General features: G+C 35.3%; 9 protein-coding genes and 2 tRNA genes. 9 read left to right on the plus strand and 2 right to left on the minus strand.

Annotation, left to right across the window (positions count from 1 at the left end; translation table 11 throughout):
* The first annotated feature begins 55 nt into the window (after nt 1-55).
* Nucleotides 56-1048, plus strand: coding sequence for a sugar kinase (locus Q0L68_RS03190; protein WP_296699229.1), 993 nt, complete (start codon nt 56-58; stop codon nt 1046-1048).
* Nucleotide 1049: 1 nt separating this feature from the next.
* Complete coding sequence (locus Q0L68_RS03195; protein WP_296699232.1) at nt 1050-1709, plus strand: bifunctional 4-hydroxy-2-oxoglutarate aldolase/2-dehydro-3-deoxy-phosphogluconate aldolase; 660 nt, start codon at nt 1050-1052, stop codon at nt 1707-1709.
* Nucleotides 1710-1739: 30 nt separating this feature from the next.
* Here the strand turns inward: Q0L68_RS03195 and Q0L68_RS03200 are convergent, their stop codons facing one another.
* Nucleotides 1740-2375 carry a peroxiredoxin gene (locus Q0L68_RS03200; protein WP_296699235.1) on the minus strand — a complete coding sequence of 212 codons (636 nt, stop codon included), beginning with the start codon at nt 2373-2375 and terminating at the stop codon, nt 1740-1742.
* A 286-nt stretch (nt 2376-2661) separates the two neighbouring features.
* Here Q0L68_RS03200 and Q0L68_RS03205 point away from each other — a divergent pair, with 286 nt between their 5' ends.
* From Q0L68_RS03205 to Q0L68_RS03220, 4 genes are read left to right on the plus strand one after another with little or no spacing between them, the layout of a single operon-like run.
* Complete coding sequence (locus Q0L68_RS03205; protein WP_296699238.1) at nt 2662-3267, plus strand: TIGR04282 family arsenosugar biosynthesis glycosyltransferase; 606 nt, start codon at nt 2662-2664, stop codon at nt 3265-3267.
* Nucleotides 3268-3303: 36 nt separating this feature from the next.
* Nucleotides 3304-3927, plus strand: coding sequence for a DUF6134 family protein (locus Q0L68_RS03210; protein WP_296699241.1), 624 nt, complete (start codon nt 3304-3306; stop codon nt 3925-3927).
* Nucleotides 3920-4636: a TIGR04283 family arsenosugar biosynthesis glycosyltransferase gene (locus Q0L68_RS03215; protein ID WP_296699244.1), complete on the plus strand. Its 717-nt coding sequence runs from the start codon at nt 3920-3922 to the stop codon at nt 4634-4636. Before Q0L68_RS03210 ends, Q0L68_RS03215 begins: the two co-directional genes overlap by 8 nt.
* Before the next feature lie 6 nt (nt 4637-4642).
* Nucleotides 4643-5704: a VOC family protein gene (locus Q0L68_RS03220; RefSeq protein ID WP_296699248.1), complete on the plus strand. Its 1062-nt coding sequence runs from the start codon at nt 4643-4645 to the stop codon at nt 5702-5704.
* Here the strand turns inward: Q0L68_RS03220 and gap are convergent.
* Nucleotides 5701-6714: a type I glyceraldehyde-3-phosphate dehydrogenase gene (gap, locus tag Q0L68_RS03225; protein ID WP_296699251.1), complete on the minus strand. Its 1014-nt coding sequence runs from the start codon at nt 6712-6714 to the stop codon at nt 5701-5703. The two genes, Q0L68_RS03220 and gap, sit on opposite strands and share 4 nt — an antisense overlap.
* A gap of 190 nt (nt 6715-6904) precedes the next feature.
* Between gap and Q0L68_RS03230 the strand changes: the two genes are divergently transcribed.
* From Q0L68_RS03230 to Q0L68_RS03240, 3 genes are all read left to right on the plus strand, one after another.
* Nucleotides 6905-6976: transfer RNA gene (locus Q0L68_RS03230), tRNA-Glu, on the plus strand.
* Between the two features lie 55 nt (nt 6977-7031).
* A tRNA-Glu gene (locus tag Q0L68_RS03235) sits at nt 7032-7103 on the plus strand.
* Nucleotides 7104-7302: 199 nt separating this feature from the next.
* Complete coding sequence (locus Q0L68_RS03240; protein ID WP_296699254.1) at nt 7303-10704, plus strand: HEAT repeat domain-containing protein; 3402 nt, start codon at nt 7303-7305, stop codon at nt 10702-10704.
* The last annotated feature ends 358 nt before the right edge of the window (nt 10705-11062 follow it).

The raw sequence follows: 11062 nt of genomic DNA on the forward strand, positions 1-11062 counted from the left end.
GGTAATTTTCTTAACTTAGTTTTCAAAATTGAAATTATAGAAAATAAATTTCCCAATGAAAAAAATTGTTTCCCTAGGTGAAGTGATGCTTCGCCTTTCTCCTCCCTCTAATGAGCGGTTTTTTCAAGCAAAACAATTAAATATAGAATTCGGAGGCTCAGAGGCAAATGTTGGAGCAGCATTGGCTTTTTGGGGAAATCATGTCATTCATCTAACGGCGTTTCCCGATCATGAAATAGGATTATCTGCAACTGCAAATTTGAGAAGGAACGGAATTGACACTCAATTTATTAAGTATTATCCCGGAAGAATGGGTGTCTATTTTTTGGAGCAGGGAGCAATGCAAAGAAGTTCAAAAATTATTTATGATAGAGCGGATTCTGCATTTACCAAACTTGATATTAAAGATTTTAACTGGAATGAAATTCTGGAAAATGTGGATGCATTGCATTGGTCCGGAATTACTCCAGCTTTATCACAGGAATGTGCAGATTTCACTTTGTTAGCTCTGAAAGAAGCTGATAGTAGAAATATCACTGTATTTGGAGATTTAAACTATAGAAGTAATCTTTGGAATTTTGGTAAGGAACCTCATGAAATTATGCCTGAGTTGATGAAGTTTACAAATGTTATGATTGCTGGTACAAGAGATTTTAACAATTGTCTCAACCAGGAGTTTGAAACTTTTGAAGAGGCTAAAGCCGAGCTTTTTCGTCAGTTTGATAGCTTAAAGTATATATCTACGACTAAAAGGAAATCTTTAAGTTCCTCACACAATAAAATTTCTGCCAAGATTGTATCGAGAAATAATATTTTTAGATCTAGAGAATATAACTTGACCCACATTGTAGATCGAGTAGGAACTGGTGATGCTTTTGCTGGCGGATTGATACATGGATTACTCCATCATGATCCACAGCAAGCAGTAGAATTTGGAATGGCTGCCGGTGCATTAAAACATAGTGTTCCAGGTGATATTTTACTTTGTTCAGAATCAGAAATACAAGAATTAGTACTTGGCGAATCAATAGGAAAAATCAAAAGATAAAATGCGAAACCCAACCCCTTTTATTAAAAGAATGTATTCGGCTGGTGTAATGCCGATTTTTTTTACCCCGGATGAAAGCAAATGCTTAAAAATGCTGGAAGTTGCTTATGAAGGTGGAATACGAGTGATAGAAATGGTAGATAGAGGAGAGCAGGCAAAGTCAATCTTTCCAGCATTGAGAAAAGCCGCAGATCAAATGCCAGGACTTAGTTTAGGTGTAGGAACAATTTATGAGCCTAAACAGGCCGAAGTCTTTTTGGATATGGGCGCGGAATTTATCGTGGCGCCGGTAATGAATCCAAAGTTGGGAGAATTTTGCAGGAATCTGGATATTCCTTGGATTCCTGGATGTGGGACTGTGTCAGAGGTATATTTTGCCCAAGAGCTAGGAGCAGAATTGGTAAAAATCTATCCTGCTAATATTCTTACTACAGAATTTGTGAAGGCTGTGCATGCCGTATTACCTAAAATTGAATTAATTCCGACAGGTGGTGTGGAGCCAACTGCAGAAAGTTTAAAGTCTTGGTTTGAGGCAGGTGTTTGTTGCGTAGGTATGGGATCCCAATTATTTAGAAAAGATTTAATCCAAGCTGGAGACTTTAACAAAATCAAAGAAAAAATTAAGTTTACTGTAGATCTGATCGATTCCATTAAAAAATAGAAAAAGGGGATTTAATAATCCCCTTTTCTGTTATAAGTCTGGTTGTGGAGTCATTCTCAAATAAGGTTTTATAACCTTATGTCCTTTTGGAAATTTAGCTGGTATATCTTCGTCTTTTATTGCTGGGGCAATAACCACGTCTTCACCTTGCTTCCAATTTGCTGGAGTAGCTACTGAATAATTAGCAGTTAATTGTAGAGAATCAATTACCCTTAATAATTCTTCGAAATTTCTACCTGTACTCGCTGGATAAGTGATTATTAATTTGATTTTTTTATCATTGCCAATGACAAAAACAGATCTCACGGTGAAATTCTCATTAGAATTTGGGTGTATCATATCATAAAGATTAGATACTTTTTTATCCTCATCAGCAATTATTGGGAAATTGACTACCGTATGCTGAGTCTCGTTAATATCTTTTATCCATCCCTTATGACTTTCTAGACCATCTACACTTAAAGCCAATACTTTAGTATTTCTCTTTGCGAATTCATCCTTAAGTTTGGCCACCGTACCCAGTTCAGTAGTACAAACTGGTGTATAATCTGCGGGATGGGAAAATAAGATCCCCCAACCATCGCCTAAATAATCGTAAAAATCGATTTTACCTTCAGATGTATCAGCTGTGAAATTTGGTGCCACATCTCCTAATCGTAATGCCATAATGAAAATTTTTTTAGTATTAAATAAACTTGATTTAACAATATTTCAACGGAAAGAGAAATGATGCGTTTAACTTATTTCAAATATTTACAAGAATTTCATACTTTCTTAAATTTAATTCCCACTAAAAATAAACCCTTGAAATAGATAACTGATCATTTATGTTCTTATCCGAAAAGAGATACTTGAAAAAACTCAAACAAATTTGACTTGATGATAAATAACCTAATTATTTTATGAATTTTTAATTAGTCAAAATGTGGAAACATGTCGTTATTGATATATGATGAAAAAAGGGATAATTATATTTCAAAAGAATGCTGAATTGGGAAAAGTGAAAACGCGATTGGCTGCAAGCGTAGGGGATCATCAGGCTTTAGAAATTTATAAAACACTTATATACCATACATATCTTCAGATTCAATCTATTGATGCTGAAAAGTTGGTTTATTTTTCAGAGTATGTGGAGCCTGATTTTAAAAAAAATGAAAATCTGATCCATTTTTTTATTCAATCTAAAGGTGACCTTGGTGAAAAAATGAGTAATGCTTTTCGAAATCAATTTGAAAAAGGCTTTGACAAATTATTAATAATCGGTACGGATTGTCCAGAAATTACATCCGAAATTGTGGATAAAGCATTTTTACATTTAGAAAATTCAGAGGTTGTCATAGGGCCAGCAAAGGATGGAGGATATTATTTACTTGGAATGAATAGATTTATTCCCGGAATTTTCAAAAATATCAAATGGAGTAGTGATCAAGTTTTAAAATCTACTAAGCTTTTTTTAGAATCAAATAAAATAAATCACTCATTTTTGCCTATCCTATCAGATGTAGATCATTTAGAGGACTGGGAACTCTTTAAAGATAAACTTATCCAAACAAAATAAATAGGAGTGAATTATTTCATTCCAAGCTTTAGATATATGCAATTAAAATATTTATTATCAAGAATATATATATTCTCATTTCTATTTTTTTCAGTTTTAACTTCTGGCTTATGTCAAGAAAAGAGGACTTCTCAAGATTTCGACATAGTGGTGGCTGGGTTTAAAATCGGTGGTATGACAGCTGAAAAAATTGAAAACACTAATCAAACAAAATTTGAGATAAATAGCCTTGTTGAATTTTGGTTTTTCGGGAATGTTCATGTTGAATTTTTGCAAACAGCATCCTATGAGGATAAACAATTAGTTGAAGCTTATACCCATTCTATCTCAAATAGGGGAGATTTTGAAACGGTGGTGAGATGGTCTACCGATCATTATGAAGTGGATGCGGAAACGTATAAGTTTGAGAATAATGAGCCTATATACCAGAAAGTTTATTCAAGTCCTGCTAGATTTTATTTTGAAGAACCCAATAATGGAGATATCCTAATTTCAGAAAACTTCGGAATGCTCACTAAAGTGAAGGAAGAGAAACCAGGAGTTTACTCTATAAATGTTAATGGAAATACAAATACATTTTATTATGAATATGGAGTGTTACAAAAAGTAGTCTTAGAAAATTCACTTAAGAATTATGTGATTCGCAGATCTAATGACTAGAAAAGAAACTATTTCGGTTATTATCCCAACATATAATGAAGCTAAAAATTTAAAAGGACTGATTCCAAAAATTTTCGATTATGGAGGTGAGTTTGTTTATGAGGTAATAGTAGTAGATGGAGGCAGTTCCGATGAGACTGTTGAAATTGCAAAAAGTCTCGGGGCAAAAGTAATTCAAACTCAAAAGCGATCTCGGGCTCATCAATTAAACGTAGGATTCAAAATTTCAAAATCAGTTATTTTATACTTTATCCACGCAGATACTAGACCTGTACCAAGTTTTTCTGCTGACATTCTAGATTATTATTTTCAGGGTAAAGAAGCGGCGTGCTATAGATATGCATTCGATAAGGATAGTTTTTTATTAAAAATTAATTCATTTTTTACTCGTTTTAATGGAATTTTTGCTGGAGGTGGGGATCAAACACTTTATATTACAAGGAATCTTTTAGATAGATTGAAAGGGTTTGATGAGAAATATGTTATTATGGAAGATTTTGATTTAGCCAAAAGGATTAGAAAAGTGTCAAAACTTTATGTTTTCCCAAGAGAAATAAAAGTATCAGCCCGGAAGTATGAATCTAATGGATGGTTAAGAGTACAGATTGCAAATATTATAGCATTCTTACTTTTTTCAATTAATTCAAAACCTGAATCGATCAAAAGTCTATATTGTAATCTATTAAATCAGCCAAAAAACAGTAACTGAATAGGAATGAACAAAGCAACCATTAATGGCATCCAACAAGTAGGAATAGGAGTAAAGGATGCTAATAAAGCATGGGAATGGTATAGGAAGGTTTTTAAAATGGACGTTCCTATATTTCAAGATAGTGCAGAAGCTGGTTTAATGACTAGATACACTGCCGGTAAAGTTGAAAAACGACATGCAATCCTAGCAATGAATATGCAAGGAGGAGGCGGATTTGAAATTTGGCAGTTTACTTCTCGAACACCAACTGGACCTAACAAAAAGATTTTATGGGGAGACCTAGGGATTCTTGCAGTGAAAATTCGATGCAAAGATATCCAAGCAACTTATGCTTACATGAAATCCAATAATGTTGATATTCTGGGAAAACCAACAAAAAACCCCATCGGAATCTGGCATTTCTATTTAAAAGATCCTTTTGGAAATCTTTTTGAAATTGAAGAAAATCAATCCTGGTTTTCAAAAAATAATGATCTAACTGGAGGAGTTTCCGGAGTGGTAATAGGAGTGACAGATATTGAAAAATCATTACCTCTATATCAAAGTCACTATCAGCATTCAGAAGTGCTTTTTAATGATACACAGGTCTGGGAAGATTTTAATCCTTTATGTGAAGAGAACGGCACCTTTTCTCGAGCAATATTGAGAAGTCCTGAAAAAAGAACAGGGGCATTTGGCAAATTACTTTGTCAAACAACAGTAGAATTGGTAGCAGACAAAAATTTCAAAAGAGATAAAATATACAATGGTAGATTGTGGGGGGATTTAGGTTTTATCCATGTTTGTTTTGACGTCAGTGGAATGAAAAGTCTAAGATCAAATCTTCAAGAATCGGGCTATCCATTTACTGTGGATAGCAATAACGGGTTTGATATGGGGAAAGCAGCAGGGCATTTTGCTTATATTGAAGATCCAGACGGCACTTTGATTGAAATGGTCGAGACCCATAAAATCCCCATTATTGAGAAATGGGGATTATTTCTAAATCTTAAAAAAAGAAAACAAGGTAAAACCTTACCCGACTTCATCGTCAAGATGCTTTCTTTAAATAGGGTCAAGTCCTAGGATGCTTTTGTTATTTTGATAGCAAGGTTTAATAAACGGTTTGCATATCCTGCTTCATTGTCATACCAGCCAACAACCTTGGCCATATTTCCTTTGGCTGAAGTCAATTCGGAATCAATTATGCATGAGTGAGGATTTCCTATAATATCAATTGATACGATGGGGCTATCTTCAACCTCCAAATATCCTTTCAAATTAGTCTTACAAGCCTCCTGAAACGCCAAGTTGATTTGAGAAGCAGTTACTTCTTGCTTTAATTCTACAATAAGATCGGTCAAAGAACCGTCTGGAACAGGAACTCTCATTGCTGAGGCCTCTACTTTTCCGGCTAGATCTGGAAGAACAATATCCAAAGCTTTTCCGGCATTTGTTGTGGTAGGGATAATTGAATAAGCAGCTGCCCTTGCTCGTCTTAAATCTCTATGGGGAGCATCGTGCAAGTTTTGATCATTGGTATAAGAGTGAACAGTTGAAGCATAGCCTTTGACTAATCCAAATTTGTCATCCAAAACCTTAACCATAGGAGCAAGGCAATTAGTAGTACAAGATGCATTGGATATAATTTTTTCTTCTCCGGTAAGAATTTCATCATTAACTCCCAATACAACCATTTTGATACTTGGGTCTAATGACGGAGCTGAAATAATTACTTTTTTTGCACCTGCTTTTAAATGTTTCTCTGATCCTATTCGATCCGTAAATCTTCCAGTACATTCAATTACCAAATCGATATCTAGATCCTCCCAAGGTAAATCCTCGGGATTTGATTTTCCAAAAAGTTGAATTTTCTGACCTCCAACATTTAATTGATTGCTTTCTAGATCAATTTGTACTTCAGTTTTACCATGGATAGAATCGTATTTTAATAAGTGTGCTATTGCTTTTGGCTCGGCTAAGTCATTGATAGCGATTAGATTTAATAATTTATTTTCTAAGATTAGCTTGGCAGTATATCTACCAATTCTACCAAAACCATTAATGGCAACTCTTTTTCTAGAAGTGGAATTCATTGGGGTGAAATATAATTTAATCCAAAATTAGTCAAAAGACTGAAACGACACCGAAGAAAATATTATTCCTTTTAACTCAGCTTTTTAGCAAAAAACCAAATAAATTTTGGAAGCTGAATTGGTATTATTAATTGAACCTTCTATATTTGCACAACCATTTGAAAAGGCAGATTTTTCAGCGGTTTTAAATGGTCCGTTCGTCTAGGGGTTAGGACGTATCCCTTTCACGGATAAAACACGGGTTCGATTCCCGTACGGACTACAAATAGCTCATTATTAATTAGTTAGCTATTTTAATTGATTAAATATAATCCCACGGTCGGTTCGTCTAGGGGTTAGGACGTATCCCTTTCACGGATAAAACACGGGTTCGATTCCCGTACCGACTACTAAAATTCAAAGCCTGATAAAAGCTTTAATTTAATTCATTTTTGTTTTATGGTTGTTAGTGGTTAAAGTGAACAAAAATCCCGATCAATGATCGGGATTTTTGTTTTTAGCTGTATCATTTTTTTAATGGCAATTATCCCTCGGTGAAATTCCTTATTTTGTGTCAAAATAGATTTAATAAAAAAGTCTCTACCCAAAATGAAAATAACTTATGCCAAGATAATTTTGGCAACTTCAATTCCTCTACTCTTTTCCTGTAATAAAGAAAAAGTAGATTTGAGAGAAAAAAATCTCACAAAAGAAGAAATCTCTTCAATGGCTCAGGCCGCAGAATCACAGATTAGTCCAACACTTGCAGAAGGTTTAAAACTTTCTCTTTGGGCTGTCGATTCATTGGTATATGACCCAATCTCAATTCAAGTAACGGATGATGGAAGTTTGTATTACACCAGGACAAACCGCCAAAAAAACTCTGAATTTGACATTAGGGGGCACCAAGATTGGGAAATTGAATCAATAAGTCTTCAAACCATACAAGAGAAGAGAGCATTTTTGCAAAAGACGCTTTCACCAGAAATGTCCGATAAAAATACTTGGCTTGCTGATGTAAATGGCGACGGATATCATGACTGGCGCGATATGACTGTTGAGCGGGAAGAACTTTATCGACTTGAGGATAAGGATGGTGATGGAATGGCTGATTACTCTCAGATGATGGTTCAGGATTTCAATGATGTAACCACCGATGTTGCTGGGGCTTTATTGAAATTGGAGGATAATCTATTTATTGGAGTGGGCCCAGATGTTTGGAGACTTACAGATACTAACAATGATGGAATCATGGATGAGAAAGAATCTATTTCTCATGGATATGGTATTCATATTGGATTTGGGGGACATGGAATGTCCGGATTGGAAATGGGACCTGACGGTAGAATATATTGGGGAATAGGTGATATTGGATTTAATGGTAAAGGTCCTGATGGAACAGAATGGAAATACCCTAATAGAGGCGTAATTGCAAGAGCGAATCCTGATGGTAGCGATTTTGAAATTTTTGCCATGGGAGTAAGGAATACCCATGAGTTCACATTCGATCAATACAATAACTTAATCTCTGTGGATAATGATGGAGATCATGCCGGAGAGAGTGAAAGGTTGGTATATCTAGTCAATGGTTCAGATACTGGTTGGAGGACAAACTGGCAATTTGGAAAGTATAGAGACCCTGATAATAACACGTATAAAGTATGGATGGACGAGAAACTGTATTTACCAAGACATGAAGGTCAAGCAGCATATATTACCCCACCTATCCAAAATTATATCAATGGACCTACCGGTATGGTCTTCAACCCAGGTACAGCTTTAGCTGAAAAATGGAAAAACACCTTCTTTGTCGCTTCTTTCGTTGGAAACCCCACTTCTTCTGGTATTCATGCATTTAAACTAGAACCAGATGGCGCTTCTTTTAAAATGTCCCAGACAGAAAAAGTAATGGGAGGAGTACTAGCCACAGGTCTTGATTTTGGACCTGATGGATCTTTATATTTTGCTGACTGGATTCAGGGTTGGAATACTAAAAATTATGGTAGAGTTTGGAAATTAGATGATGAAGCCGGACAAAACTGGGAAAAAAGAAAGATTACTGCTCAGGTAATAAATACTGATTTTAAAACTTTGACAGACGAGGCTTTGAGTGACTATCTAAGTGATGAGGATTTAAGAATCAGAAGAAAGTCTCAGTTTGAATTGGCAAAAAGGGGAGAGGATGGTTTCAAAGTTTTCCAAAATGCAATTGCCCAAAAATCTAATCAACTGGCAAGGATCCATGCAATCGTAGGGATCAGCCAATTAGCAAGGTTAAATAAAATGGAATATGCAGATGCATTGATTCCATTGCTAAAAGATTCAGATCCTGAAATCAGAGCTCAAGCAGCAAAATGGTTGGGAGATATCAAATATGGAAAAGCGGGTGAATCTTTAATGCCACTATTAACAGATTCTGAAATTCGTGTTCGTTTTTTTGCTTCTGAGGCTATAGGAAGAATTTCTTATGAACCAGCAATAAATGGACTAATTGGGGTTTTAGAAGCTAATAATGATGAGGATGCTTTCTTAAGACATGCGGCGAGTCTTGCCTTGGCGAGAATTAATAAAAAAGAACCTTTGATTGCATTGGCATCAAACCCTTCTCCTGCAGTAAGGTTGGGGGCAGTACTAGCTTTAAGAAGAATGTCTGAACCAGGAATAACCTCTTTCCTTTCAGATAAGGATGAATATATTGTCACTGAAGTTGCAAGAGCAATTAACGATGACTTTTCCATCGAGCCTGCTTTGCCTGCTTTAGGAGATCTTTTAGTTACCACAAATTTCCAAAATGAGGCTTTAATCAGAAGAGCTATAGGTGCTAACCTTCGGGTAGGAACAAACAAGTCCATAGAAAACCTTAAAGCATATATTGCAAAGCCAGGAATTAATCCTGTTTTGAAAGCAGAAGCTATAGCTACATTAGGTACTTGGGCAAAACCATCAGTTTTAGATAGAGTAGATGGTAGAAACAGAGGGGTTATAGAAAGAGATTTGGCACCAATTCAAGCAGCTATAAGTTCAGCATTAATTAATTCATTATCAGACAACAGTGAATTGGTAAGAATAGCTTCAGCTAAGTCAATTGGGAAATTGAAAATCAAAGAAGCAGAAACCAATTTAATAAGTATTCTTAAATCCGATCCTGTTGATCCGGTTAGAGTACAGGCAATTCTAGCTTTAGCTGAAGTGAGTCCCGAAAACATTTCTGCCCCAATAGAAATGGCAATGAATGATAAGTCCAAAGCTGTGAGAGTAGTTGGACTTGATCTTTTAACAAAAACAGATATATCTGAAGACTTGATGGTCAGTCTCTTGAAAGATGTGATTCAAAATAGAACGATTGAAGAAAGGCAAGCGGCACTCCTTAGTTTGGGTAATTTACCTAACTCTGCTAATCTTGATCTTTGGAATACATTATTAGATGATTTAAAGGACAATAAGCTTCCAAATGAAGTGATGATTGAATTAGAGGAAGCGATCGCTGAAACAAACTCTACTGACCTAAAGTCAAAATTTGATCAAATTCAGCAAGAGCGAACAAATGGTGATCTGGTAGCACTATATAGTGGCGCATTGGAGGGTGGAAGTGTGAGAGCAGGGAGAACAATATTCTTTCAGAATCAAGCTGCTCAATGTATCCGTTGTCATGGATATGATGATATGGGTGGAACTGCGGGACCTCATTTGAATGGAATTGCAAATAGAATTTCTAAAACCCAGATGCTAGAAGCTTTAATCGATCCAAGCAAGAGGTTAGCGCCTGGCTATGGCTTTGTTCAGTTGACACTTAAAGACGGAACTTCTGTAAACGGAACTTTGATGGAAGAAAAAGAAAATGGTTTGGTGATTAAAGAAGCATCAAAACCAGAAGCTTTAATCTTAAACAGTGAAATTACAGAAAGAAAGAATTCACCATCAAGTATGCCGGATATGAAAGAAGTACTTAGCAAACGAGAAATCAGAGATCTGGTTAGCTTCTTAGGTATTTTGACGAAAGAATGGGAATAAGAAAATTGATTTAATTCTTTTTGGTACTTGGGATCATCGCTTTTGCGGTGATCCCTTTCTCTTTAATACTTATTGGAAGAAGCAACTTCATGATTCAGATATTCTGGAATCAGATTATTTAATTGATTCGACTTAACTTAAACCTATAATGGAATTAATCGGAAAAAAGCGAAATGAAATAACCATTTAAAGTAATTGGGTGGATGAATTGATTCTTATATACATCCTTAATGGTAGGTAGAAAAAGTAAAAAAAAAGGCTTATTTACTCCTAATAAGCCTTTTAATTGAGATTGTTATTTAATTCACTGGAAGGTCGTTCCCTACCACAGTATTGGGATTGATCAAAGGAATATTCG

The sequence above is a fragment of the Algoriphagus sp. genome, assembly GCF_024642405.1.
Lineage (GTDB): Bacteria > Bacteroidota > Bacteroidia > Cytophagales > Cyclobacteriaceae > Algoriphagus.